17 protein-coding genes and 5 pseudogenes are annotated in these 24,276 nt (G+C 59.0%); 3 read left to right on the top strand and 19 right to left on the bottom strand.

Annotation, left to right across the window (positions count from 1 at the left end; all coding sequences use genetic code 11):
- Positions 1 to 378 precede the first annotated feature (378 nt).
- The 4 genes from BDOA9_RS39790 to BDOA9_RS35350 all read right to left on the bottom strand — a co-directional run bounded on the left by BDOA9_RS39790 (position 379) and on the right by BDOA9_RS35350 (position 4,913).
- Positions 379 to 549 carry a transposase gene (locus BDOA9_RS39790; protein ID WP_244521632.1) on the bottom strand — a complete coding sequence of 57 codons (171 nt, stop codon included), beginning with the start codon at positions 547 to 549 and terminating at the stop codon, positions 379 to 381.
- A 67-nt stretch (positions 550 to 616) separates the two neighbouring features.
- Positions 617 to 2,605 carry a RiPP maturation radical SAM C-methyltransferase gene (locus BDOA9_RS35360; protein ID WP_025038646.1) on the bottom strand — a complete coding sequence of 663 codons (1,989 nt, stop codon included), beginning with the start codon at positions 2,603 to 2,605 and terminating at the stop codon, positions 617 to 619.
- A gap of 388 nt (positions 2,606 to 2,993) precedes the next feature.
- Positions 2,994 to 4,478 carry a radical SAM family RiPP maturation amino acid epimerase gene (locus BDOA9_RS35355; protein ID WP_082848037.1) on the bottom strand — a complete coding sequence of 495 codons (1,485 nt, stop codon included), beginning with the start codon at positions 4,476 to 4,478 and terminating at the stop codon, positions 2,994 to 2,996.
- Positions 4,479 to 4,559: 81 nt separating this feature from the next.
- Entirely contained in the window at positions 4,560 to 4,913 is a 354-nt protein-coding gene (locus BDOA9_RS35350; RefSeq protein ID WP_025038645.1) for a Nif11-like leader peptide family natural product precursor, read from the bottom strand.
- A gap of 877 nt (positions 4,914 to 5,790) precedes the next feature.
- On the opposite strand from BDOA9_RS35350, the gene BDOA9_RS35345 reads away from it, so the two are divergent.
- Together BDOA9_RS35345 and ltrA are read left to right on the top strand one after the other, a co-directional pair.
- Positions 5,791 to 6,243, top strand: coding sequence for a hypothetical protein (locus BDOA9_RS35345; protein WP_025038644.1), 453 nt, complete (start codon positions 5,791 to 5,793; stop codon positions 6,241 to 6,243).
- Between the two features lie 658 nt (positions 6,244 to 6,901).
- On the top strand, positions 6,902 to 8,155 hold the full coding sequence (gene ltrA, locus BDOA9_RS35340) for a group II intron reverse transcriptase/maturase (RefSeq protein ID WP_082847823.1): 1,254 nt from the start codon (positions 6,902 to 6,904) through the stop codon (positions 8,153 to 8,155).
- A gap of 75 nt (positions 8,156 to 8,230) precedes the next feature.
- Here the strand turns inward: ltrA and BDOA9_RS38540 are convergent.
- The 13 genes and pseudogenes from BDOA9_RS38540 to BDOA9_RS35270 all read right to left on the bottom strand — a co-directional run.
- Positions 8,231 to 8,861 (bottom strand): annotated as a pseudogene (locus BDOA9_RS38540) (IS5/IS1182 family transposase); the annotation flags it as partial.
- Between the two features lie 20 nt (positions 8,862 to 8,881).
- Positions 8,882 to 9,971: pseudogene (locus BDOA9_RS35330) on the bottom strand (IS3 family transposase).
- Positions 9,972 to 9,990: 19 nt separating this feature from the next.
- A complete protein-coding gene (gene nifT / locus BDOA9_RS35320) occupies positions 9,991 to 10,239 on the bottom strand; it encodes a putative nitrogen fixation protein NifT (RefSeq protein WP_025038640.1) in 249 nt (82 codons plus the stop codon).
- A gap of 311 nt (positions 10,240 to 10,550) precedes the next feature.
- Positions 10,551 to 10,871, bottom strand: coding sequence for a HesB/IscA family protein (locus tag BDOA9_RS35315; RefSeq protein WP_025038639.1), 321 nt, complete (start codon positions 10,869 to 10,871; stop codon positions 10,551 to 10,553).
- Between the two features lie 1,077 nt (positions 10,872 to 11,948).
- Positions 11,949 to 12,230, bottom strand: a complete 282-nt coding sequence (gene fdxB / locus BDOA9_RS35310) for a ferredoxin III, nif-specific (protein WP_025038638.1) — start codon at positions 12,228 to 12,230, stop codon at positions 11,949 to 11,951.
- Positions 12,231 to 12,244: 14 nt separating this feature from the next.
- The gene (locus tag BDOA9_RS35305) at positions 12,245 to 12,442 is read right to left on the bottom strand and encodes a CCE_0567 family metalloprotein (protein ID WP_025038637.1); all 198 of its coding nucleotides are present in this window, start codon (positions 12,440 to 12,442) and stop codon (positions 12,245 to 12,247) included.
- A gap of 9 nt (positions 12,443 to 12,451) precedes the next feature.
- Positions 12,452 to 12,640: pseudogene (locus BDOA9_RS39785) on the bottom strand (DUF269 domain-containing protein); the annotation flags it as partial.
- Between the two features lie 130 nt (positions 12,641 to 12,770).
- Complete coding sequence (nifK, locus tag BDOA9_RS35295; RefSeq protein WP_025038635.1) at positions 12,771 to 14,315, bottom strand: nitrogenase molybdenum-iron protein subunit beta; 1,545 nt, start codon at positions 14,313 to 14,315, stop codon at positions 12,771 to 12,773.
- Between the two features lie 77 nt (positions 14,316 to 14,392).
- A complete protein-coding gene (gene nifD, locus BDOA9_RS35290; RefSeq protein WP_025038634.1) occupies positions 14,393 to 15,895 on the bottom strand; it encodes a nitrogenase molybdenum-iron protein alpha chain in 1,503 nt (500 codons plus the stop codon).
- Between the two features lie 495 nt (positions 15,896 to 16,390).
- Complete coding sequence (locus BDOA9_RS35285) at positions 16,391 to 17,293, bottom strand: SDR family NAD(P)-dependent oxidoreductase (protein WP_082847996.1); 903 nt, start codon at positions 17,291 to 17,293, stop codon at positions 16,391 to 16,393.
- 1,631 nt (positions 17,294 to 18,924) lie between these two features.
- Entirely contained in the window at positions 18,925 to 19,551 is a 627-nt protein-coding gene (locus BDOA9_RS35280) for a CDP-alcohol phosphatidyltransferase family protein (protein ID WP_025038632.1), read from the bottom strand.
- A gap of 46 nt (positions 19,552 to 19,597) precedes the next feature.
- Positions 19,598 to 20,365, bottom strand: a complete 768-nt coding sequence (locus BDOA9_RS35275; protein ID WP_025038631.1) for a phosphocholine cytidylyltransferase family protein — start codon at positions 20,363 to 20,365, stop codon at positions 19,598 to 19,600.
- Between the two features lie 27 nt (positions 20,366 to 20,392).
- Positions 20,393 to 21,589: a pyridoxal phosphate-dependent aminotransferase gene (locus tag BDOA9_RS35270; RefSeq protein WP_025038630.1), complete on the bottom strand. Its 1,197-nt coding sequence runs from the start codon at positions 21,587 to 21,589 to the stop codon at positions 20,393 to 20,395.
- 678 nt (positions 21,590 to 22,267) lie between these two features.
- Between BDOA9_RS35270 and aepX the strand changes: the two genes are divergently transcribed.
- Positions 22,268 to 23,188: a phosphoenolpyruvate mutase gene (gene aepX, locus BDOA9_RS35265; RefSeq protein WP_340162413.1), complete on the top strand. Its 921-nt coding sequence runs from the start codon at positions 22,268 to 22,270 to the stop codon at positions 23,186 to 23,188.
- A 460-nt stretch (positions 23,189 to 23,648) separates the two neighbouring features.
- Here the strand turns inward: aepX and BDOA9_RS37380 are convergent.
- Positions 23,649 to 23,918, bottom strand: a pseudogene (locus BDOA9_RS37380) (transposase); the annotation flags it as partial.
- Between the two features lie 157 nt (positions 23,919 to 24,075).
- Positions 24,076 to 24,261, bottom strand: a pseudogene (locus tag BDOA9_RS37375) (integrase core domain-containing protein); the annotation flags it as partial.
- Positions 24,262 to 24,276 lie beyond the last annotated feature (15 nt).

Here is a 24,276-nt window from a genome sequence, read left to right as displayed (position 1 = left end):
TGAGGCAAATGCGCTGGAGCTGGTCGCGCAACTCGCACTCGGCGGTCCGACGACTGCGCCTGTTGACAGGCCAGTAGTGCGTCGCGCGCGGCAGGCCCGCCAGATTGCAGAAGCGTTGCACGTCGGCGTGAGAATCGGTTGCCTCCGATGTCATGGCTTGGATGACTTCGATGATGCGGATGCGGGCTTGCCTTGCGCCGCCGGCCGCTCCAATGCGCGCAAGGCTTGAAAAAAATCGAGATCCATCTGCCGGCGGCCCACCAGCCGTTCGAGCTCGGCGATGCGGGCATTCGCGCGCGCGAGGGCGGAGCGCTTTGTCGTCGTATGTCGCCAGCGGCTTGAGCTTGCGGGGGCCGGGCTTAAGTCCTGGCTTCCGGTTCAAACCATCCGGCCATCGGCGTTCCAGGCCTTGATCCAGTCATGGAGAATCTTACGGAAGATCCCAAGCTCGCGGGCCACAGGAAGGACGCCTTCGCCCCGCTCGACCCGCTTGATCGCCTTCAATTTGTACGCTGTCGGAAACTGACGCTTCTTTTCTCGTCCTGCCACAGGTCATCCTCGAAATGCCTGTCACTGTAATTATCGTGTCTCACTTCAGCTGGGCAGTCCACAGTTGTCACCTGCACACGTCATTTTCGGGTGACACCCTGAGCAGTACACGTCGGTCGAAATAGCCCCCAGGGAACGCGGTCGTTGCGGGTATTGCCTTATATGGATGCCAGAGGGGAAGGCCAACCAACCGGTCATCGAGTCGTATGACCAATTTGCGAGCGCTGATGTCGGCTATTGCCGCGTCAATCTCAGGCTGTCTTACATTCGCAATCCCGAGCTTTTTGCGCAGAAGCGCGTCAGGCACGCCTTCGTCCGCGGCTAGAAGAATTTCGCGCTTGAGACCTTTCACGAGATGTTTGCGCTCCACTGCTATGGTACGAGTGTCCTCGACGGTGAGCGCATCTCCGCTGTCACGCATAGACAGCATGGGTTGCTTCGGCGAAGACCAAGATTTAAGCCAGTCATCAACACCACGGGTAACGGCCGTCAGCCCGGGCCTGCGGTTCAAATCGCCCTCCGCGCAAAAATCGCTGAGATCGTTATCTTCACCATCTTCGAAGTAATAAACCTGATCAGCGAGATCGTTCTCCGACAGCGGATAGACGTACCGATATGATACGGCCGGGAGCAGTTTCAGGCCGTACTTATCGGCTGCATCATGATAGGGGCTATAGCGCTGGTATCGCAGTCGCACTGTACGTCCGGGCTGCAGATGATGCAACAGCGGCAAACAAGCGGCCATTTGAGCATACCATTCATCACTTTCGCCTGGGAAGCCCCACAACACATTCCAGCTGACCCGCACACCGTGCTGACGGCACCATTTCAGGAGCTGAACATTAGCTGCCGCCGTCGTTCCCTTGCCCATCAGCTTCAAAACACGGGTGTCCAGGCTTTCGATACCTGCCTGGATCCAGCGGACGCCGGCGCGCGCCAACGTCTCTACTTCGTGGCGCTTCAGATTGGCCTTAACTTCGAAAAAGATTGCGAGCTTTCTGGATAATGTGGTGAGGTGGGGCAGCGCCTTTTCGAAGTAGTCAAGCGCCAGAATATTATCGACTGCTTCGATACGCGACGAGCCGTAACGCGCCGACATTTCAATCATTTCCTCCACCGCCTGATCGGCTGGCTTATGACGGTAAGTGATCGCTGCGCCATTCAGTCCGCAGAACGTGCAGGGGTTGCGCTCGCCCCACCAGCAGCCACGAGAGAATTCCATCGGCAGTCCGGGATGGATGCGGTCGGCATAGAGCGATCGGTCTAGTTCAGTGAAATAGTCAGAGAAATCGGGCAACGGCAAACCTCGCAGGCTTTTAACTGTCGCCCTCGGTACTAGATAGCGCGTTGACGTCTCGGGATAGCCGCCCTCGCGATGCGCCGGACCCAAGACCCCAAATGGCAAATCGGCCCGGGGAATGTGCTTCCCTCGATTTAGTATGTCGCGGCACAGCGCCCCCATCAGTGCGTCCGCTTCCCCCGATACGATATAGTCGACCCATGGGAAACGAGCATGAGTTGTTCGCCCCATCACCGATTCGCAGTTTGCTCCCCCCATCAGCGTGACAATGTCCGATGAGCGCTCGCGTAATCGGCGAAGCAGCGCCAGGGAAGAGATGTGCTGGGCAAAGGTAGAGGTACACCCCACGACGGCAGGGCGATACATCAACACCTTATCAACCGTCCAATCAATGAACTCTCCCATAATCGACCGCAGCGTTTTGAAAGTCGCATGAAGCTCGGCCACGCGCTTTCCAGCTTGCCCGGGGTTACGATTGAAGTACCTGTCGAGAAATGCTTCGTGATCAGGTTCGAACTCGGGGAAGGCAACACCTGCGAACAGCCAATCGACCAGCGCTTCCTCGGGCGGGCTGCTCTCTAGGAGACAATAGTCGAGAAGGCCTACATATTCTAGGAACCAAATGTTGGCATATACTATGTTCGATCGCAGTCCAGCCCCCGACAGTGCCGACTTCAGTAGACCAAGCGCCAGCGATGGCCGTTCAACCGCCGACATCGGCATGTTGACTAGGACAATCTGCACATCAATGCCCATCTCATGTTTCCGTTCTTGAGGCAACTATACGCATTTGTACGATGATGCCTTGCGACGGGCACTCTAATCGAGACCGGTGTCGAGAATGCCTGCGCGTTAGTGTGGGTGCAGGCCCTGGTTTGGTCACACGGTGGGCCAGGGGCTCGCGATGGCGCCGAACCTCTAACGTCGATCGCAAAGGCGCGTGTCAGCGGCTCCTCTCACAGCGAAGGTGACATCGGTTGCTCTACGACGTTTCGAGCTGCGTGTTCCCGGGGACCGCGCTGCCGGGTGGGAAGAGCCGCAGCTTCTTCAGGCGAACTCGGGTTTCTTAAAGCGCACACTCGCGTGCTGGAAGCCGCGTGTATGGCCGCTTAGCGGCGAGCCGGCGGGCCTGCTGGCTCGCAGCCTAACGATCATCGAGGTCCTCCGCAATTACTCCAGCGGAGTATAGCTGATCCAGCAGGTCAGCGACGGCGAGCACGCTCTTTCCATCAGAGGTGACCCTCTTGACTAACTCGGACGGGGTGCAGTTGCCACGCTCGATCAGGTTACCAACCGAAATCGGACCGAGATTGTCGATGACGCGGTGTTGCATGTTGCGTGAGCGGAGATGAAAATGTCCAGTCCCTGACTTGTATTGAAGGTCTCTGCGGAAGCTGATCGGTTTGTCGAGAGGGAGGCATTCGAGCATATGTTGATCGATTAATCGCTGCAGCCCGTCGCGGAATTCGTTGAGTGTCCTGAAGAAACATTCACCCACGATACGGTAGCCGAGAGGCCAGCGACTGCTGCCTGGCACCGGCGTTACTAGCTGGACACGCCCGCGCAGCATATTCACAAGGAATCCGGAAACACAGGCGATCGTAGTATGATCGCCTTCCGGCGCGCCAATTACATCGTCTTTGTTGGCTCCTTTAAACCTCTTCTTTCGTTCGCGCGCCCGCCCGACCAACGCTTTTTCTGTAAGGGCGCCCCTTCCTTGCAGGATGAGTTCGACGCCCAGTAGCTCCTCGGGGGAAAAGGCGCTGTGAATCTGATTAAGGTGAGTTGTGCTCAACACGGAGAAGCGATTCGTCACAGTACGATACTGTTTAAAAAGGTCGAGTACGCGCCGGGTAAGCGTCGGATCCTTGAGCGGGGCGGCCGTCGTTGTTTGCGGCAGCACTCCCGTGATCTGATAGTAATCAAGCAAAAAACGATCGTAATGCGGGTTATCCATAGGATCCGTAGCCCAGTAGCAGAAGCCGGTTCGGGCTGCCGAACCAAACATCTCGTTCGCTATGCCGACTACGCCGCGCCAGAGTTCCGCATGCTCTTCGCTGTATTCGAAAAACCCTTTGAAACGTCCGGCCGAGAGGCCGCAGAACCAGCAGCCGACGGTACAACCTTCACTTAGCTCGAAAGCAATCACGGGATGCGTGATCGACGCCGCCGATACCCCCAATTCACAGTTGCAGCGGCGGATTTGGCGTTCGCGCCAGGCATGAAAGCGAGGGTTGACCGTCGTCATCGCGCCTTCGTCGCGCAACAAGTCGCGATGACGCAACATCTCGCGTATATAGTCATCCCACATCAGAGCCAGCGGCCAAGACGCACACTCCGGCTTGAAGCGATATTTTAAATGCGTATTGCGCCAGAGCGGCAGCATTTCGATCGGATCGAGTTCAATACCGTGAAGCTGGCTTACCAATCGTGGAGCGTCGATATTGTTCGAAAGTTCTTTTCGGAACTCCATGTCCCCTACCAGCCGCTCCATGAAGCGTTTGATGTGAGACAAGGTACGCAACTGCTCGGGAGTGCGGCGATCAAATATCTGTCGATAGTGTGTCGCGGCATCAGAGGCAGTTACAGTATGGAGCGCCGAGCCGCATCTTTGCAGACGAGATGGCATTACCTTCATGGACGACCTTCATGGCCTCTGTGCGTCGGCACGCATTGGCCCCGCACCGAGCGCTCACCAGCGAACAAATGGTTACACTAGCACCACAACGACTTCGGCTACGGCTGCGGCGGTAGTGGCCACTTCCGCGTCCTGTACTGCGCTCGTGGTAACTTCCACTGCCTCCACAACAGAGGTGGCAACCTTAACCGTCTGCACAGCTTTCGAGGTGGCGTCGGTCGCCGCGTCGAACTGCTTATTGGTCGGCGCCAGTATTTTGGTTGATCGAAGGTATTCTTTAGCTTCGTCAAGCGTGAAGGTATATCCGCGGCTATTTGCGCTCGCTACTAGCGACGCAAGGCCGGTGGCACTCGCCCTAACCTTCTCGAGTAAATTTGCATCATTTGATACGTCGGTGATGAAACGCTCTACCTCGGCTATTGACATATCTCACTTCCGTATTGCTCAACATCGCCAAACGCCCCGACCGCACCAGAGATCGGTGATGACACCGAGATGAGGGCAAGGAGCGTGCCAACATAGGCTGCAAAGGCCGCATGGTCGTCCGTGCGCAGCCTCGCCTAGACTACTGTTTCGACCATGAGAATTGTCGCAATGGACGAGTCCTCGTCGCAGCCGATGCGGCGTCTGCCGTGTCCGACTAGATTGGAGCGATCAGCTGCTAGACTAAAACTAATTAGATCGCCGGCCTAATCGACCCGCGACTGTCCGCGACATCGCACGCGGCGCGGCCGGTAGACGTACTCCCGAGGCGCGCCCGCGTCTTCTCGCGTTCTGGATTGAGGCACAGAGAGGAATGGGATTAAGGTCTTCTCGCCTCGATAGCGAATGCGTTCTGCGCTCGAACTTCAATCAGTGGCGTGTCCCTGTTGAGCTTCACGCCACCCACCGCTCAAGCAACGCCGGGCTCTTTGGTGTGATACCCCGAGGTTCGGCACGAAGCTCTCGGGCAACATACGTCTCGAGATAACGCGTCGCCTTGTTATTGATAATCCCTCTTGGTCGCAAGCCGTAGAGCCTGCAGACGGGAGCAGCTGAGCATGGGCTTGCGGTGACGGGCACTCCGGTGTGGCTCGCCAAAAGCGGAGGAGCCCGCCCCGGATCAGCGGCCGCTGCGAGGGAAGCCTACTCTCCACTGTCGACTTAGGAACAAATTGTAAAGGCTTCCGCCAAGCATGCGAAATGCCAACGAAGGAAACTGGAAAGCCGCTTGTTTGCTCGGCATCATTCCGGCCGAGCTCTTGGCACGCCGGTTGCTATAGCTCAGTGCAAGGGGGATCTTCACCTCGAAAGGAGTCCAGCCATGGACACGCTATTATTACCAATCTCGCCCCGTACAAAATGGTCCATCACCAACGAGACCGAGCAAACGCTGAAGCTGCTTACGTCAACACTGGACGCTGGGCTCTGGACCTGCCTCCCTCCGGCCGAACTCTCCCCCAGAAAGACGATCAGATTTGTTGCGAGGTCTGAGGCATTTCGCAGTGCCGAGGGAACGGTGACCTACGCCAGCGATGATGCCGGTGAGGTCACCTTCTGGTTTTCAAATCCGGCTGCTGGACCTTTGAACGGAACTCTAGATTACGCGATTCGTGTTGGCGAGTTCAGCTTTACGTGGAAAAATCCATGCTCTGGCTCAGCTGATTACGAGGTAACGGAGCCGCCGCACTATGTCGTCCGCACAGACCGGCGTTTAGGGTACGATCAGATTCTCAACAGCCGAATCATTAAGGTCCTCGAGGAGAAACAGCAGTAGCAGCACCAACTAGGCCACGCCGGCAGTGCCGGCGTGGCCTGATTGGGTGCGCCAGGCATGGCGCGGAGCGCCGTGACTGGCGCGATTTGACCGGAGTGGTGTCCGGTCGATGACTTGGAGGTGAAAGTCCTCTACGGACCCAGGTGATGGGAACCGTTAGCCGAACAGCAAGGGCGTCGTCGCGAGGCGGGGTCTGAAGGAAGCTGTAAGCAAAGTGCCGGCCTGACGAACAGCCAGCGCATAGGAGGCGTCCGCGTCCGGGCGAGGGAGCCCAAACTCTCGAAGCCCGATATCACCCGGAGGGTGCGGCCGTAGATGCGACAGGTATATGGCACGAAGGTCACGCGACTGACCCTGGGAGGTCTGTCATCCTGCCCCCCGGGAACGGGTGTGCTACCGGCGCCGCAAGACGTCGGGATGGGGCGGCAGAAGTCAGCAGAGGCCGTAGTAGCTGGCAGCACCAAGCCGGCGAAGGGCCGAACGTCGAGTACCGGAGGAGGCCGGTCTGTCGATGATGATAGCAGATGCAGACGATGGCGCTGAGATGCGTCATGCCCGCTCCGAGGGCAGCGGCCGGAAGCCGCCAGAGCAGGAGATGGGTGCATCAAACATCACGGCAAGATCGCAACCTTCCCCTCCGGAGGTGGAAGTGCGGTTGATGGAGAAGATTGTCAGCCGTGCGAACATGATGGCGGCCTACCAACGGGTGATGGCGAACAAGGGCGCCGCGGGCATTGATCGGATGACCGTGGAGCAGTTGCAGCCGCACCTGAAGGATCATTGGCCGCGCATCAGAGAAGAACTGCTGGAAGGCCGCTACCGGCCGCAGCCGGTGCGCGGGGTGGAAATCCCCAAGCCCGGCGGAGGAATGCGCCAACTGGGCATCCCGACGGTGGTGGACCGGCTGATCCAGCAGGCGATGCATCAGGTGCTGATGCCGCTGTTCGATCCAGGCTTCTCCAAAGCCTCGTACGGCTTCCGTCCGGGGCGCAGCGCGCACGATGCGGTGCTTGCCGCGCGAGCGCATGTGGCCGCAGGCCGACGCTTCGTCGTCGACCTCGATCTGGAGAAGTTCTTCGACCGGGTGAACCATGACGTGCTGATGGCACGGGTGGCGCGCCGGGTTGCAGACAGACGGGTGCTGCGGTTGATCCGCCGCTACCTGCAGGCTGGATTGATGACGGGCGGGGTCGCAACGGTACGGAGCGAGGGCACGCCGCAGGGCGGCCCCCTGTCACCGCTGTTGTCGAACATCCTGCTCGACGATCTGGACAAGGAACTCGAGCGACGAGGCCACGCCTTCTGCCGCTACGCCGACGACTGCAACATCTATGTGCGGACGCGGCGGGCCGGTGAGCGGGTGATGGCATCGATCACGCGATTCCTGACCGAGCGGCTGCGGCTCAAGGTCAACGAAGCGAAGAGCGCGGTTGATCGCCCCTGGGTGCGGACCTTCCTCGGCTACACCATGACCGCTCACAAGCAACCGCGCCTTCGGGTGGCGGCCAAAAGCGTGACGCGGCTGCGGAGCAAGCTGAAGATGACACTGCGCCAAGGGCGTGGACGAACACTGGCATCGACCGTCAAAACCCTGACCCCGATCCTGCGCGGCTGGTTACAATACTTCCGGCTGGCGCAGGCTAAAGGGGTGTTCGAGGAGCTCGACGGTTGGATGCGGCGCAAATTGCGCTGTGTCCTCTGGCGTCAGTGGAAACGACCACGGACACGCTGTAAACGCTTGATGCAACGCGGGCTCGATCCGGAGCGAGCATGGCGGTCGGCTTACAACGGCCACGGCCCTTGGTGGAATGCCGGGGCCAGCCACATGAACGACGCCTATCGCGCCGCCTTCTTCACCCAACTCGGTCTGCCGTCCCTCATCGGGCTGCACCGCCATCTCAATCGTGCTTGACGAACCGCCGTATACGGAACCGTACGTACGGTGGTGTGGGAGGGGGAAGCCGCAAGGCTTCCTCCTACCCGATCGTTAACCGGGGTGCCGCTCGCGGCGGCAGAGTCTTCCGTGAAGTACGTCGATTTCAGCCGGTGACGAGCTGAGTCGAGCCGTGAGCGATGCGGGGATTTGGGACAGCAAGAGAGCGAGCCACCGGATTAGGCGGCGGAAGTTGTAGCCGATGGCGGCGAGGACAACGTTGGCCGCGTCGCCCTGATGATGCCGGAGATAGTTGCGGCCCATTCGGTGCTCGGATTTGAGATCGCTAATGACCGGCTCGACGGCGGAAGCCGGCGCAGCTCGCGTTTCATATTTGGCGTCACCCCTCGCTTCTGACCTGAGATAAACATCCTGAACTTGTAGTCGGGCGGTGCATTGTGGCCGCGGTAGCCTTGTCGAGAACAAGGCTCGATGATGATGTTGTCGATCAGCGCCACCATGTCCGGGATGACGGTATTGAGCGTATGGCCGTCATAGAGTTGCCGGGCAGTGCCTTCACGAGGGTGACGAACTGGCGATAGTGTCGCGGCAACTGAGCCTTTGATCCCGAACTCGTAGGGCCGGCGTGCCTGACCCTTGCCGATGCACTCCACCTCCGGGCGTGCAGCGAGTAGACCTTCGGTCCGCGCTGGTGCTGCTTCTGTTCAAGCACCCTGAGCTGCTGCCGGTTTGATGGACACCGGGTTAAGCGAGTCCCACCTTTCGCTCGAACTCAACCGGGTTGAGATAGCCGATGGTCAAGTGTCTGCGGGGTGGTGTTGTAAACTCTTTCGATGTAGTTGAACATGTCGGCGTGTGCCTCGTCTCTGGCCCTGTAGGTGTTGACTTCCGTCCGTTCGGTCTTGAGCGACGAGAAGAAGCTCTCGATTACGGCGTTGTCCCAGACGTTGCCGGAGCGGCTCATGCTCCAGATGATGCCGTGGTCGGCCATCAGGCGCTGGAACTGTTCGCTGGTGTACTGGGCTACCCTGGTCGGAGTGATGCAATAGCGCATCCGGCGTGCCGCGCCGCCAGACGGCAATCAACAATGCGTCCGTCACGAGCTGCGCCGTCATGGCGGCACTCATCGACCAGCCCACCACGCGGCGTGAGAACAGGTCGATCACCGCTGCCACATAGAGCCAGCCTTCGGCCGTCCAGAGATAGGTGAAGTCGTCGATCCATTTCTGGTTCGGACGCTCGGCAGCGAATTGCCGGTCCGGAAGGGTGGCCGGCACCGTCTCGAGCTGTCGATTGCCGCCGTCCTTCGGGCAAGCGCCGAGGTCGCGGCCGTGCCCTCAAGCCTTGCAGGCGCATCAGCCGCTCAATCCGGTGCAGGCTGCAATCCGCCCCGTCGGCGAGCAGGTCACGCCACACCCGGCGTGCGCCATAGGTGCGGTCGCTGGCGGCGAAGCTGGCCTTGACCCTGCCGCCGAGCTCCTCGTCGCTGCGGGATCTGGCGCTGGGAGAGCGGTTCAGCCAGGCATGGAAGCCTGACCGCGACACTCCAGCGCATCGCGCAGCCATGCGGCCAGATCGTCCGGTGCTTCGCGACAAAGGCGGCCTTCAATTTGGCGACCTCGCGGCGCAACCGCTCGATCTCCTGCTGCTCAGGCTTCATCTGCCCGTGGCGGGGAAAGGCCTGCACCGGGCCAGAGCCGAACTTCTTCTCACTTGCGCAGCACATTCTCATGACCGTCCAGGTCGCGGCCGGCCTGCGCCACCGAAACCCCGCGTTCGCTGACCAGCTTGACTCCTCAATCTTGAACTCGCGACTGAACTTCCGTCTCTTCATCAGCCCGGCTCAATGAAACCTAAATTTGGTGTCCATCAAACCGGCGGCAGCAGTCTGCCTCACCGCCCCTCTTCCTGGCGTTAATCGTGATCGGCCGGCGGGTGTCGGAAGCCATCTGCGGCAGGTCGAGCACCCAGCCATTGGCGATTTTGATCCACCCGCCCCACAACGATGCGTGCTCGGCTTCGACGATCGGCTCCTCGAGATCCTTCTTCGGCACGTAAATCGACAGACCAGCCTCGATAGAGCGGCGGATCGTAACTCTCATAAGCTGACCTGCTCGTTGAGCGAGCTGCCGCGTCGCGGTCTTGCCGCGACGAAGTCGTCGCTCTCTGTTTCGGTGGATTTACGTGAATATTTGCCGGACGCAGGCGATCCCGTTGGTCTTGGTCGGGTGGGCCAGTGACAATGCGCTGCGTCTCGCTTTTCCTTGGCCTCCACGTTCGCCACGCGCAGCACGTGCGACGGCTCCGCCGGTCGGGAGGGGCCGGCCTCAGCCAAGCTTGGATGTCGCCTGTGGGGGGCGACTTTAGGGGAGAATTCCACACTCGACTCCTGCAATTCGAAGGGCAGCGCCGCTCAACCGAACGAGCTGCCGCAGGAGCAGCGTGACTTTGCATTGGGGTTATCGAAGGTGAAGCCGGATCCGTCCGGAGTCAGGACGAGGTCAATCGTGGTGCCATTGAGGTGCTCTTGGCTCTCGGAGTCGACGAATATCTTCACGCCGCTACGCTCGACAACCGTGTCGCCAGGATTGTGTTCGGCGGCGAGGCCCATCATGTATTTGAATCCGGCACAGCCGCCGGCTTCGACCGAAACGCGCAAGCCGCTCGCCGGTTGGGGCGCCGCGGATATCGCTGCCTTTACCGCCTTCACCGTGCTGTCCGTCAGGTTGATCATCAAAGCTGCTCGCTCTACGGTTTAGATCAAACTATCGCAACTCTTGTGCCACATCGCAGAAGCCTGGAATTGCGACATTCGCTTCGCCACTCGGCCGTTCCGTCTGCGACACTTGTCGGATCTGCGACGTGGCTTCGGCGGCGCTGGGGAAGCGGATTGGCACGGTGGTGTCGGGCGCTGCGCACCGCTCGGCAGCAAACGCCTCGCATAATGGCGATCCAGACCTTCGGGTGGGCGAGCGGACTGCGCCGCAACAGGCATGACGTCGCTCGATAACGTCGCGCTGGCCGCCCGGACGAAGAAGCCCAGCTGTTGAACGTCGTGCAAGAAGGGCGAGACTCCAACCCGAGACGCTCAGACCTTCGCAGTGAATTGCTCTGAAGCCCAAAGCCGGAGTCGCCGGCGAGAGATGTCCGCTTGAACGTTCGATTAACCGGGTGATGACAGCCGCCGGGGAGGGCGAAGAAGTCTTGCCGGTGCTCGATCGCTATCTGCACTCCTGTGCCTATCTTGCGGATGCGGCTAAGGTCCTAGGAAGTGCATTGAAGCGAGCAGGCAGCTCGCATTTCGACAACGTCGATCCGCCGTCGCAGTACCGCACGCAGTGTCGCGAGAATTAATGTCGAACAGCGCCGTGCGACGAATCGCGAATGTGGAAAGAGATGATAGAAAGTCAGCACTGTAGACAGAAATGTAACAAGAGGCTCCAGCGGGCCGGCAGGTTTGATCATCATGTCCTCGATGCGACAAAAGCGTTCAGGCGAGTCCTATATGAAATAGCGGTCGATGATGGGCTTGCGAGATGATGCTGTGAAGAACCGCAATGAGAGCCGCCATGTCTGGCGGACGGTGATCCCACTCGCTCCTCTAGAAGCCGCCTTGCGCGCTAGCGTAGCACTCGTCGCGCAGATATTGTAGCAAAAGAGTGCGATGGGCTTACAAGAGCCGCGTCCGGCACGCAGGCACACTTGCCTCAACGAATGACCTGTCGAGGCGGAAGATGTTGCCCGGAATCCTAGAGCGACGACCAAGAGCGAGTGATATTATTGGTCATCGCCGCTCCGGTCCGGCTTCGGTCTATCTCGGAGTGTGCGTCTGACAGTTGGTCGCACAGACCCGTGCGCAGGCGCCGCAGCCGATGCAGGCGCCGTCGTCGTTCATCACCATGACCTTCTTCTCGACCGCGTCATCGTCGTCGTCGAGGTCGACCATCTCGCCGTCCTCGTTGATGCCCTTCAGCGTCATGACCTCGCGGCCGCAGACCTTGTAGCAGCGGCCGCAACCGATGCATTTCCCGGCATCGATCGAGACCAGATAATCCGGCTTCCAGTCGCGGCCGTCGCGGGTTGCGTAGGACATGGTTGAAAATCCCGTTACGCCGTTTCCAGCGTCTTGAGGTCCTCGCGACGCTTGAGCTCGGAGAAGGCATCATGGGCCTGCTGCGCCACGCTCAGGATCGAAGTCCAGTTGATCGGCAGCTCTTCCGACAATTCACGGAGATCCATCTTGGCCTGCGTCGCTTTGGCCGACAGCTTCTTGATCGCGGCCTTCGGTGTTTCAAGATCACTCATGCTCAAGCCTCAATAGTTCGCCACATCTGGAAATGTGTGGATCATCTCGACGCCACCAGCGACATATTTGCCGCCCTCGGCCGCGAGCTTACCGAGATTGTCGAATCCGAACCGGTGCACGTCGCGCAGCTGCTTGTTGACGACGATGAGACGGCCGCCGATCAGGACCATGCGGCCGAAGCCTTCATGCTGCATCTTGGCGCCAATCGCATACCTGCATCCTCGCCCTAGTCGCTGGCCCAGCCTTGTGTCGCAGTAAGGAGCGATCAGGTTAGACGTGCCTGCCGCCGCCCCTTGCTCTAGGCGGCGGCAGACCGCATTCGCGGTATTAGCGGATGATATCAAAGCTGTAGTCCGTCCTCGTCTTGTCAACCTCGTCGAAGATCTTGTCGAGGATCTTGACCAGCACGCTCATGCCGCCCTGATAGCCCCACACCGGATAGCGATGGTGATGGTGACGATCGAACACCGGGAAGCCGATGCGGATCAGAGGCGTGCCGGTGTCGCGTTCCAGGTACTTGCCGTAGGTGTTGCCGATCAGGAAATCGACCGGCTCGGTGAACAGCAGCGAGCGCATGTGCCAGAGGTCCTTGCCGGGATAGGCATGGCAGTTCTTGCCGAACGGCGAGCTCGCGAACAGCCCCTCCATCTTCTCCGCCCAGGCCTTGTTGCCGTTGGTGGAGAGCACATGGGTCGGCTCGGCGCCGAGCTCGAGCAGGAAGGCTGCAAGTCCGTAGCAGAGGTCCGGATCGCCGTAGATCGCGAACTTCTTGCCGTGGATATGAGCGCTGGAATCGGCCATGGCGTCGACCAGACGGCCGCGCTCCTGCTCCAGCGCCTTCGCGATCGGCTTGCCCGTGATGCGCGAGAGCGTCATCAGGAACTCGTCAGTGGCGCTGACGCCGACCGGATGGTTGAAGGCTGCCACCTCATGTCCATGCCCCTCGATGAAGGGCAGCGTCTTCTCGGTGCAGTATTGCTGCATGGAGATGGTGGCCTTGGCGTGGATCGCATTCGCGGCGTCCTCCAGCGTGGTGCCGCCGTCATACATGCGGAACTCGCCATCGGTCGGGGTGTCGAACACGTCGCTGTTGTCAGCGAGGATCGTGTACTCGATCCCCATCAGCTCGAAGATGCGCTTGATCTCGCGGATGTTGCCGACGGTGTAGCCGTCGAAGCCGCCGATGAAGTTGATCTTGCCGTTCTCCTTGCGCTCGAGCTTCGGCGCGGTGCCGGCCTTGCCATCCCAGAAATGCTCCAGGATGCCCTTGAGCGCGTTGTCGTAGCCGGTCACGTGGCTGCCGACGAAGGCCGGCGTATGGGCGAAGGGAACGTCGTACTCCGCCGGGACCGATCCCTTCTCCTTCGTGGTCTTGATGAAGGCGTTGAGGTCGTCGCCGATCACTTCCGCCATGCACGTCGTGGAGACAGCGATCATCTTCGGCTTGTACATGTTGTAGGTGTTGGCGAGACCGTCGATCATGTTGTTGAGGCCGCCGAACACCGCCGCGTCCTCCGTCATCGAGGAGGAGACACAGGAGCTCGGCTCCTTGAAGTGGCGCGACAGATGGCTGCGGTAGTAAGCGACGCAGCCCTGCGAGCCATGCACGAAGGGCAACGTGCCCTCGAAGCCGACGGCCACGAACACAGCGCCGAGAGGCTGGCAGGCCTTGGCCGGATTGACGGTCAGGGCCTCGCGGGCAAAATTCTTCTCGCGATATTCCGGCGTCTTGGCCCATTCGCGGATCCGCTCGACTTCCGCGGGATCCTGCGGATTCTCGAACAGGGCTTTCTTGTTGGCCAGCATCTGCTGGTATTCCGGACCTCGGAACAGCTCGAAGTGATCGAGCACGTGTTCGGCATTCTGTGTCATGGTGGCACCTTCGTTGGATGTCGTGTTCGATCGCTTGCCCCGGCCCCTCCCCAAACGGGAGGAGCCGGCGCTTACAGTTATTCCGCCGCCATCAGGCTCGGCCGCGGGGCATCCTTCCAGGGTGCCTTGGTCTTCTTCCAGATCGGGGAGTTGATCGCCATGTCCATGTCGCGGGCGAAGATCGCGAAGCCGTCATAGCCGTGGTAAGGACCGGAATAGTCCCAGGAGTGCATCTGGCGGAACGGCACGCCCATCTTCTGGAACACGTACTTTTCCTTGATGCCGGAGCCGACGAGATCGGGCTGGATGTTCTCGACGAAGCGCTCGAATTCGTAGCCGGTGACGTCGTCATAGATCAGCGTGCCGTCCTTGACGTAGTGCTGGGCCGTGCGCTGGTAATCGTCGTTATGGCCGAACTCGTAGCCGGTGCCGACGACCTCCATGCCGAGGTCCTCATAGGCGCCGATGACGTGGCGGGGACGCAGGCCGCCGACGAACAGCATCACCGTCTTGCCTTCGAGGCGCGGACGGTACTTCGCGATCACCGCATCCATCAGCGGCTGGTACTTCGCGATGACGCGCTCGGCGCCTTCCTTGATCTTGTCGTCGAAAAAGCTGGCGATCTTGCGCAGCGATTCCGCGATCTTGGAGGGACCGAAGAAATTGTATTCGCACCAGGGGATGCCGAACTTCTCCTCCATATGACGGGAGATGTAGTTCATCGAGCGGTAGCAGTGCAGCACGTTGAGCTTCGCCTTGGGCGTCGCCTCCAGCTCGGCCAGGCTGCCGTCACCTGACCATTGCGCGATCACGCGCAGGCCCATCTCCTCGAGCAGGATGCGCGAGGACCAGGCGTCGCCGCCGATATTGTAGTCGCCGATGATCGCGACGTCGTAGGGCGTCGATTCAAAGGCGGGCTTGGCGTCCGGGTTGACCTTGTCGAAGATCCAGTCGCGCACGGCGTCGTTGGCGATGTGGTGGCCGAGCGACTGCGAGACGCCGCGAAAGCCTTCACAGCGCACCGGGACGATGGTCTTGCCGTCATACTCCGTGGACTTCACCTTCGAGACGGCTTCGATGTCGTCGCCAATCAGACCGATCGGGCATTCCGACTGGATGGTGATGCCGTGGTTGAGCGGGAACAACTCCTGGACTTCATCGATGATCTTGGCGAGCTTCTTGTCGCCGCCGAACACGATGTCCTTCTCCTGGAAGTCGGAGGTGAACTGCATCGTGACGAAGGTGTCGATGCCAGTCGTGCCAGTGTAGTAGTTCCGGCGTGCGGCCCAGGAATATTGGCCGCAGCCGACCGGGCCGTGGCTGATGTGGATCATGTCCTTGATGGGACCCCACACCACCCCCTTGGAGCCGGCATAGGCGCAGCCGCGAATGGTCATCACGCCGGGGATGGACTTCAGGTTCGACTTGACGCCGCAATCGGACTTGCCGGCCTCGTGCACGTTGAGGTGCTTGGCGCGGCGCTTGGCGGTCTTCTCCGGATAGACCTTCAAGACCTCGTCGATCAGTTGCTTGTTGCGGGCCTTGATCTCCGCGACGCTCTGGTTGGTCGTTCGGCTCATGCGAATTCCTCGTTGCCTTGGTCTTATCGATCGGACGCCTTGAGTGGCGCGTCTTTCTCGCGATCTATGTTCGCGAGGCCGCATTGGAAGCCGTTTGCAAGGACTGTGCCGGTGCACAGTGGATCAGAAAAGAAGCGGTAACAGATGGTGTCGACGATCCTGGTGTCGCAAACCCGATACACTGCTTTTACTCAAAGCGTTGTTTCAAACGAGACGATCCTCAGCCGCGGCTGACTAAGTGCGGTGGGGGCCCGTGTAACGGCAGCAGCTTTCAACATAGCTCGCTTTTAGGGTCTTCCGCTGGGCATTACTGCGGCCGTGGCGCGGACGCATGGGAGCTGTGGCATGGTCCTGCACGGACGCACGGACGCGCGAAGCCGCAGGTTCTATCCTTCGGGTTGAGCCACTATTGTCGAGGGCGCTGCGAGAGCGCTACGTTCGAAGCGAGAGAGGCTAACTCATCAATCCAGTGCGGCAAGTTGCCTTGGCGCCTGATTACACGTGCTGTCCGCCATTGATCGGCACTTCGGCACCTGTGACGTAGCTTGCAGCCTCCGAGCACAGGAAGAAGATCACCCTCGCGACCTCATCTGGTGTTCCGACACGGCTCATCGGGATGATCGGCGCGAGCTTAGCTTCTGTCTCGGCCGACAATATGTCCGTCTTGATCTCGCCTGGTGCAATGGCGTTGACACGAATTCCGTAAGGCGCAAAGTCGTACGCCATCTCGCGGGTCAAGCACGAAAGCGCCGCCTTTGATGTCGCATAAGCGGCGCCCGCAAAAGGATGCACTCTCGATCCGGCGATCGAGGCGACATTGACGATTGCACCGGAAGCGAGCTTTAGTTGGTCGAAAAGCCCCTGCGAGAGCATAATCGGTGCGAGCAAATTGACGTGGAACACTCTCATCCAAGTGTCGACCGAAGTGTTAAGTGAATTCAACCGGCTGCCGTCAGCGGCCTTCGGGGAAATACCCGCGTTGTTGATAAGCGCATGCAGGCGCCCGCCGTTGATGCGCGCCTTGATCTCAGCGATGGCCCGCGGCAGCGCTCGATAGTCGCTCAATTCGGCTTGAACATGGTCATCGGATCCCGAGTCCCAAGGGCATCGGGCACCGTCGAATGGCTGTCTGGAACAAGTAATGATCCGCCATCCAGCTTCCGAAAACACTTTGCCGGTTGCGTGGCCTATACCACGCGAAGCACCAGTTAGTACGAGTGTTTTTCGCTCGGCTGCCTGGGTACGCCACGTATTGCCAGATGGACACACGGCGGGCGACGGCGGTCGATCCTGTACATCTTGGCGGCCTACCAGATCAGGCGTCACGCAAAGCTCCTTGTAGCGCCTCGGCGGGCGCGAACTTCGATAGCAGCGGAAGCCTTGCAGGATACGAGCCATGCGTAACCTGGCGGATCACCGCAGTTATTGGTACCGTTGATTTCGGTTGACCGACACGTCATATTCGCAGCATAAGTGCGCGGTTTGTGCCGAGCGCGGAAACCACTGCGGCCCGCTTAGTGCTCCCGGCTAGGCGGCAGTTGAGCGCTGAGTGTCGTTTCTTGAATGGCCGAGCCCGCCATGTTCGCTTCGGCATCTCCAACGCACCGATTCTGCAGTGTTGGTTGCGGTGCCTTCCGCACGGCGACGTTAGAGGGCTCTGTAAGAGTACGATGACGAGGTCTTTGCCATGCGGCGAGGAACTATCGAGAAGGACGGTTTCGTAATCGTTCGGACCGGGGTCGTTCCTGCAAAGAACCCGCCTAGCGGGTAGCGGCAGTCGCACATCAAAACTAGTGGCCTTTGCCGGCTGCTGAATTCCCTGGAAGGCCGCCTCGTCTTCGTTTTTCAGGAAGGAGCTCGAACAGGAAATACGCGCGTAGAGCCGCTTGTCGTCTTTGGCCGGATACCTCACCGGTACGCGTCGTCCAAGCGTTCTGGTCGCGCTGCTGATTAGCGTTTTTGTGTGAAATGAATATGGCATTGCATTCGGGCAAGGTCTGGCTGGGGGTTCGCGCTCCCTTCAGGCAAACGAGGCCAAGAAAGAGGAGTGAATGGCATTGATCAGCGGCCTAAGCAAAGACCAGGCGGAGTAGCGCCTTATCGAGCGGCGGACTATGTACAATGCCATGTGCACGGAGTGCCGCCGGTAAGTCGGCTTCTGGCGAGATAATACGGCAGTCGCCAGTCGACAAGACATGCATCTACCAGCAGAAAGCCAGAAAAAGGCCCGGCCCCATTCTCTGAAGCCGGGCTAGGTCGAGCCGGTACGTAGCGATGCTGCTACACATCGCGCGAACGTAGGCAACGGGAGAGCCGCCCACGGCTTCTTGCGGTCAGGAGTTTGCCGCAAAAAGCGAAGCCAATGTCGACATTCCCGACATCAGTCCGGCTTCGCCTCCGGCTCTGTCAAAGAGAGATCAGCGCAGCAGCCGGGGAGCCTGCTAGAGCGCGTGTGACTTGGCCGGTATTCACTCTCCACTGCTGGAGCGGACTATCTGGCGTGGGATCGCGCCGAGGCGGATGAAACGAGAAATCCCGGATGACAAAGACGTGAGGGGCCGCAGCCAAGGATACCGTGGCCCGAATACTATGGAGTAGCTTCATTTCATTGTGCCAGGAATATTGCTTCATTGCTTCATTCGAAGATCCTAGAATGTGACGCTACCTCCGATGCAAGGCCTTTCAAGAGAGCTTCGTGCCAGTTAATTGCGATGCTGGCACTCAGAGTGCGAACAACAGCAGCATTCCTGCCATTCCGCCATCTGTCGGTGGTCCTAAAAGCCTGTGTGGTTAGCTCTACACGGGCCATCTGACACCGTTGATTTCAACCGCAAGGGGATCTGTCGGGCCTTACGAATTGCAACTGCACGTGTTGCGGGATGGCGGAATGGTCGCGTGGCGTGTGAAAGATTGCAAGCGTTAAATGATCGTTCTGCCTGTCCATCGGAGGTCCCTATTTGCCTCGCCGGCACCGAGTGTGATCGGCGTCGGTTCCGGTGCGCCACCAAATCCCTATATTCGGGCTCGGGTCAGTCCCGAGCAACGGAAATGTAGGCGGAAACTGCTAGCGCGATCGAGACCAAGACGGCCAGAACCGTCGCAATCGGAACGGCAGCACCGCGGATAGCTGGGACGCGGACCGCCGTAGTCACGTGCAAGAGTGACATCACGATCAAAGCGGTGGCAATGACAATGTGGAAGGTGTTGTCGAAAATTGGTTGGAAAAGTACGATGAGCGCGAGAAGCGGTGTATTCCAGGAAATTGGGGCCCCTACGAATTGTGCACCCGCTGTGAGCCCGAAAGTTTCGAAATAGCTTAGCCTGATTGCGCCTGCTACGATGATAGCGGCACTCGCGAAAAGAGATAGGAGCGTCGCTGGGGCAACGATCATTAGGACGATGGCAGGAAACACGACGCCGTGGATAAAGTCACAGAACCCATCGAAACTCTTACCGAACTCCGCCATGCCTGAACGGCGGGAATCAATTGTCTTTCGGGCAATGTGGCCGTCCCAATGGTCCAAAAACCAAGTCCAGAGCATTGCCGCCAAGCCGAGCTCTATCTCGCCATTCAGCGCCAAGAACAGACCTAGCGTGGCAAAGATGTAACCTAGCGCGGTGATGGCGTTAGCATAGTCGAGCAGATATCCTAACATGACAATGATCTCACGTGATCGGGAGACGCGGAGCGCTTCGAACCACTCAGCCTGTCAGCCATCCAAAGAGCGCCTCCGCCGAGCGCAGATCCTCGACACAATCGATTTCTATCCAACGTGTATTGGTGCAATCAGCTGCTGAGAGTTGCAGGGTGCGATCCTCCACTAGATCTGCGAGCACCTCCTCGACGAAACAGTTTAGATGGCCGTGCTCGACAGCCCTTTGAAGTGCCGGCACGATGAGTTCGCGTGAGGCGCTCGCTGACAGCCGCATCATGTTCACGGTCTTGAATAGACCTCTCGCTTGTGCTTCTGCCGCTACATTATTCAGGGAGAATGTCGTGATGGAACCATCACCAGACAGTTCGACAGCGGAGCCGGTCATCGCTGCATCAAACGCCGCAACAGCTGCAACATTCTGCCTATCACGTGAAACGGATGAAACAGTGCGCTCCAGGACCGTTCGCTCAAAGAAGACGTCTCCTTCAAGAAATAGTATGTCGCCCCCCATCATTGTGCTCCGGGCCAGCCACAGCGAATAGGCGCTTCCTGTTCGATCAAAGACCTCGTTATGTATGTAGTGGAGCTCGAGATTCCCGAAGCGGTCGCCGCAAGAGCGAACAATATCGCCTTCGCGATACCCGACGACTATCACCGCTTCGCGGACGCCCAGATCGGACAATTGACGGAGGGCGTTGTGCAGAATGGGAACCCCGTTCACCCTCACTAGGGGCTTAGGCGTAAACTCTGTATGGGGGCGAAGTCGGGAACCTATCCCTGCGGCAAGGATCACTGCACGTGTGTCAGCAAGCATCTATGAATGTCCAAATGCGTGTTTCATCTAGTCGAGTTCTGCACTCAAGCCGTTTAAAGTCTGGACGGTGCGTCTGAGCCCTGCTTCTACGAGGTCGGGCGGAGCTCCAAACGACAGGCGGAGGCCGCTCATGTCACCGAAGGCGCTGCCTGCGACAGAACATACCCCCCCTTCCGTCAGAAGTAGTTGTGCCGCGCGGTCGATGCTGTGCTCGGTGCGAGCGGAACGTTTGAGCAGGCGTTCCAGGTCGAGGTAGAAGAAGAATGTTCCGTCGGCCCTCGCTGCGGTAGCGCCTGTCAGTTCCGAGAGAATGCTCAGGCCCAATCGGCGGACCTTCGAAAGCCGCTCGTGCATTCGGTAAGCAAACTCACCGTCGGCCGTCTGGATGTGATGTAGGATTGCGTGCTGCGCGATAACGTTGGGGTTCGAGGTGGTGTGGCTCTGCAGCAGCTTAGTGGCCGAGATGATCTCGGGCGGAGCCGCTAGATAGCCAACACGCCAACCGGTGATTGCGAGTGCTTTAGAAAAGGCGTTGACCAATATCGTTCGGGGCCGAACGCCAGGATGCGCTGTGAGGATTGATTGATGCTGCGCGCCTGTAAATATGAAGTTTGAGTAACATTCGTCGGAAATGATCCAAAGCCCATACTCAACTGCAGCGGCGCCAATTGAGCAAAGAGTTGAGCTGTCATAGACAGCACCAGTTGGGTTGTTGGGGGAGTTTATGATGATGGCCTTTGTTTTAGGCGTGATGGCGGCGCCAATTGTTTCAACGTTGGGGAGATAGTCAGGAGGGAATGTATCGACAAACACTGGTGTTGCGTCGATGAGCCGAACTTGGGCTGCGAACGTAGGCCAGTAAGGGCGTATGATGATGACCTCATCGCCGGGATCGAGAAGAGCCAACGACGCGTTAAGCAATGCTTGCTTGGCACCAGCCGTGATTGCAACTTCGTCTGGGTGCCAGGTCAAACCGGTGTTGCGCGAGAGGTCCTCGGCAACGGCCGCTCGAAGCGGCAACATACCAATTGAATCGGTGTACCGGTTCACTCCCGCGTTGACCGCACCAAGAGCTCCTTCCCGCACGGAGGATGGCGGCTCAATACTAACCTCGCCGGCGGAGAGGTCGATAATCCTGGCTCCGGTGGCCACAGCGCGGGTTGCTGTCTCGCGGGCTGTTGCCGTCCCGGAGGATGGAAGCAAAGACATTCGTTTGGCGGACATGGGGGTCTCCGAAGGTTGCTTGGAGTGACAGTCAGGAAGCAGCCGGCCGGTCAACCACTCGCGACGATAGCGAAGTCGTTTTGGCGGACGCAAAGCGCTGACCTCAGGAACCGAAGATGGGCGCGTCAGGGGCTTTGACCCGCCGAGTCCGGTACGGAGCTCTGGAGAAGTACTTTGTCATAATTGTTGTCCTCTCACAGCGTGGTACCGAAACGCCGATCCGTGCGGGCTAACGATCGCAGAGGGGCGTGCCTGTGATGTGCGGGGCAGTCGCCTGTCCCAAGCTAACCGATAGCAGCAAAGAACATACCAGGCTGAAAGGCGTCCCAATTGGCCAAGCGGAGCGCGGTGGCACCCCGTTTGCAGCGGTACACGGTCGGGGCTGAAGTCGTCCACAAGGCCGGATGAGGAGCGACGAGCGTGCGTTTACGAAAAGCGCTAGAGAAGCGGCGGCCCTGAATGGCTGGAGCCGGAGAATAAAGATGATCAGAGGCGCGACCCTTGCGCGGGCGCACCGGCAGAAGCGTATACCGGCGAGAACGGATGATGAGCGCCTATCGACCACTGCGACGGGCCGCAACCGGCAGGTAAGGCAAGTTGAAAACGGATTTCCTTAGCAAGCTGTGCGTTTGATGCTTGAGGACAACTGGGCCATGAATAGGGCCCTTGGAGATAATCATGGCGGGAATGAACGGCAGTATTAAAAGGTCAAATGACCCAAAATGCACTCCTGCGGACATGCTGCGCCGGCTCGTGTGTTGCAATAATGCGCTCTCCTTCCTTATCGAAGCGCACGATGGGCTCTCCGCTGCGATCGCAGGGCGAGCAGGATTTGAAGGGATCTGGGCGTCTGGGTTGTCTATTGCTTCCGCGCTTGGATACCGGGATGCGAATGAGGCATCTTGGACCCAAGTTGTTGATGTAGTCGAGCGTATCGTTGACACGTGCGATCGGCCTGTGTTGGTAGATGGTGATAGCGGTTTTGGTAATTTCAACAGCGCGCGCCTCCTGGCACAGAAGCTTCATCAACGTGGGGCCGCTGGAGTAGCCCTGCAGGATAGTTGCTTTCCTAAGATGAACTCGCTTATTGGTGACAGGCATCGTTTGGCAGACGTTTCCGAGTTCTCAGGGCGTTTGAGAGCAGTAAAGGATACAGTTGCTGAAGACTTTGTCCTGGTAGCGCGGGTAGAAGCACTGATCGCGGGCCAGCCAATGGAGAGCGCGCTGCTGCGCGCGAGCGCATATGCCGATGCAGGCGCCGATGCCATTCTTATTCACTCGCGCAGGAGTACGGCGGACGAAATTCTGTCGTTTGCGAAGAGTTGGGATAATCGTCTGCCGCTTGTAATCGTCCCTACCAAATACCATAAAACGCCGAGCTCAACGTTCCGGGATGCGCAGATAGCAGCTGTGATCTGGGCAAATCAGCCGCTTCGAGCATCGATAGCTGCGATACGGAGCGTTTGCGAAAGAATTGCGGCTGACGAGGGGGTCGTTGGCATCGATCCGCAAATTGCGCCGCTAGAGGAAATATTCGAGCTCTTAGATTACTCGGAGCTTGCTAATGCTGAGTCGAAGTATCAGCCTATGTCGAGCTGAGTTTAGGCGGGGGTCTCGATGACGAATGGCTGATGGATTCAAATTGTCGCGAGGTAGTGTGGGAAGCGGGTTACCAGTCTGCTAAACAACTCCCTCGCCACGACGAGGGCTTGATGATTCACTTTATCATCTCGATCCGGTGGAGGCGGTGATGCGTGGGAAGTTTACGGATCAAGGCGGCCTATTTTGTACATCGCGCCGGATACGCGTGTGCCGGCGAACCATCTGCCGCGGAAGGTCCGGGAACTGGTTCGGGATGTTTTGAGGGATTTGAACCGCAACCTTGGGAGGCTCTACGCCAACGAGGGATGTCCTTCGATCCCACCGGAGCAATGCTGACCGCTTTCTGCTGCAGGCGTTTTACGGCATCCGCTCGGAATGCCAGTTGAGGGAGCAACTGGACTGCAATCGTTTGTACCGGTGGCGACTCTTGCCGTTCTTTTGTCAATTCGCTTGGCGGCTTTATTTCCCAAGCCTTGAGAGAAGACCATTTTTTGGTGCGATAAAGCAGCACCGTCGCCGCCTCGAACAGGTAAGTCCGGAGCAGACGGTCGCCCCATCGGGATATCTTGCCGTTGATGTCCACTTCGCCAGATTGGCTGCGCCGCCGTGTAAGACCCAGATAGGCACCGACGCTTGATCCCGATCTGAAGCGCGATGGATCATCGATCGTATGGCGGAGCGTCAAGGCAGTTACCACGCCAACACCAGGAACCGTCATTAGGTAACGCGTCGCCTCATCGGGCTTTGCCAACTGGCGGACTTAGCTGTCGAATGTGCCTTGTTGCTCGCAGATCTGTTCATGGATCAACAGAAGCGGCGCTGACCTGCCACTGAATTGTCATCCAGCGGCAGTCAGTGTCTCGGAGTGTTATACGCCAAGTGGCCGTTGCGGTGAGGTGGGCGGCGTAGGCCGCGGGGGTCAGGTATTTCAGCGACGAGTGGGGACGCTGGTGATTGTAGTCGGCGATCCAATTGGTGATCTTGGTCGGGGCGTCGTCGAGATCGAAGAACAGAGTCTCGTTGAGTAGCTCGTCGCGCATCCGGCCGTTGATGGGGAAGACGGCCCCGCTCCCTCGGCGCCGGCG

Source organism: Bradyrhizobium sp. DOA9 (genome assembly GCF_000617845.2).
Lineage (GTDB): Bacteria > Pseudomonadota > Alphaproteobacteria > Rhizobiales > Xanthobacteraceae > Bradyrhizobium.
This window is presented reverse-complemented; position numbering and strand designations above follow the sequence as displayed.

What these genes read in the sequence shown, in the direction of transcription:
- BDOA9_RS35360 (WP_025038646.1), bottom strand. Translation starts at nt 2,605, where the DNA reads ATGGGCATTGATGTGCAGATTGTCCTAGTCAACATGCCGATGTCGGCG.
- BDOA9_RS35355 (WP_082848037.1), bottom strand. Translation starts at nt 4,478, where the DNA reads ATGCCATCTCGTCTGCAAAGATGCGGCTCGGCGCTCCATACTGTAACT.
- BDOA9_RS35350 (WP_025038645.1), bottom strand. Translation starts at nt 4,913, where the DNA reads ATGTCAATAGCCGAGGTAGAGCGTTTCATCACCGACGTATCAAATGAT.
- BDOA9_RS35345 (WP_025038644.1), top strand. Translation starts at nt 5,791, where the DNA reads ATGGACACGCTATTATTACCAATCTCGCCCCGTACAAAATGGTCCATC.
- ltrA (WP_082847823.1), top strand. Translation starts at nt 6,902, where the DNA reads ATGGAGAAGATTGTCAGCCGTGCGAACATGATGGCGGCCTACCAACGG.
- nifT (WP_025038640.1), bottom strand. Translation starts at nt 10,239, where the DNA reads ATGAGAGTTACGATCCGCCGCTCTATCGAGGCTGGTCTGTCGATTTAC.
- BDOA9_RS35315 (WP_025038639.1), bottom strand. Translation starts at nt 10,871, where the DNA reads ATGATCAACCTGACGGACAGCACGGTGAAGGCGGTAAAGGCAGCGATA.
- fdxB (WP_025038638.1), bottom strand. Translation starts at nt 12,230, where the DNA reads ATGTCCTACGCAACCCGCGACGGCCGCGACTGGAAGCCGGATTATCTG.
- BDOA9_RS35305 (WP_025038637.1), bottom strand. Translation starts at nt 12,442, where the DNA reads ATGAGTGATCTTGAAACACCGAAGGCCGCGATCAAGAAGCTGTCGGCC.
- nifK (WP_025038635.1), bottom strand. Translation starts at nt 14,315, where the DNA reads ATGACACAGAATGCCGAACACGTGCTCGATCACTTCGAGCTGTTCCGA.
- nifD (WP_025038634.1), bottom strand. Translation starts at nt 15,895, where the DNA reads ATGAGCCGAACGACCAACCAGAGCGTCGCGGAGATCAAGGCCCGCAAC.
- BDOA9_RS35285 (WP_082847996.1), bottom strand. Translation starts at nt 17,293, where the DNA reads ATGGCTCGTATCCTGCAAGGCTTCCGCTGCTATCGAAGTTCGCGCCCG.
- BDOA9_RS35280 (WP_025038632.1), bottom strand. Translation starts at nt 19,551, where the DNA reads ATGTTAGGATATCTGCTCGACTATGCTAACGCCATCACCGCGCTAGGT.
- BDOA9_RS35275 (WP_025038631.1), bottom strand. Translation starts at nt 20,365, where the DNA reads ATGCTTGCTGACACACGTGCAGTGATCCTTGCCGCAGGGATAGGTTCC.
- BDOA9_RS35270 (WP_025038630.1), bottom strand. Translation starts at nt 21,589, where the DNA reads ATGTCCGCCAAACGAATGTCTTTGCTTCCATCCTCCGGGACGGCAACA.
- aepX (WP_340162413.1), top strand. Translation starts at nt 22,268, where the DNA reads ATGGCGGGAATGAACGGCAGTATTAAAAGGTCAAATGACCCAAAATGC.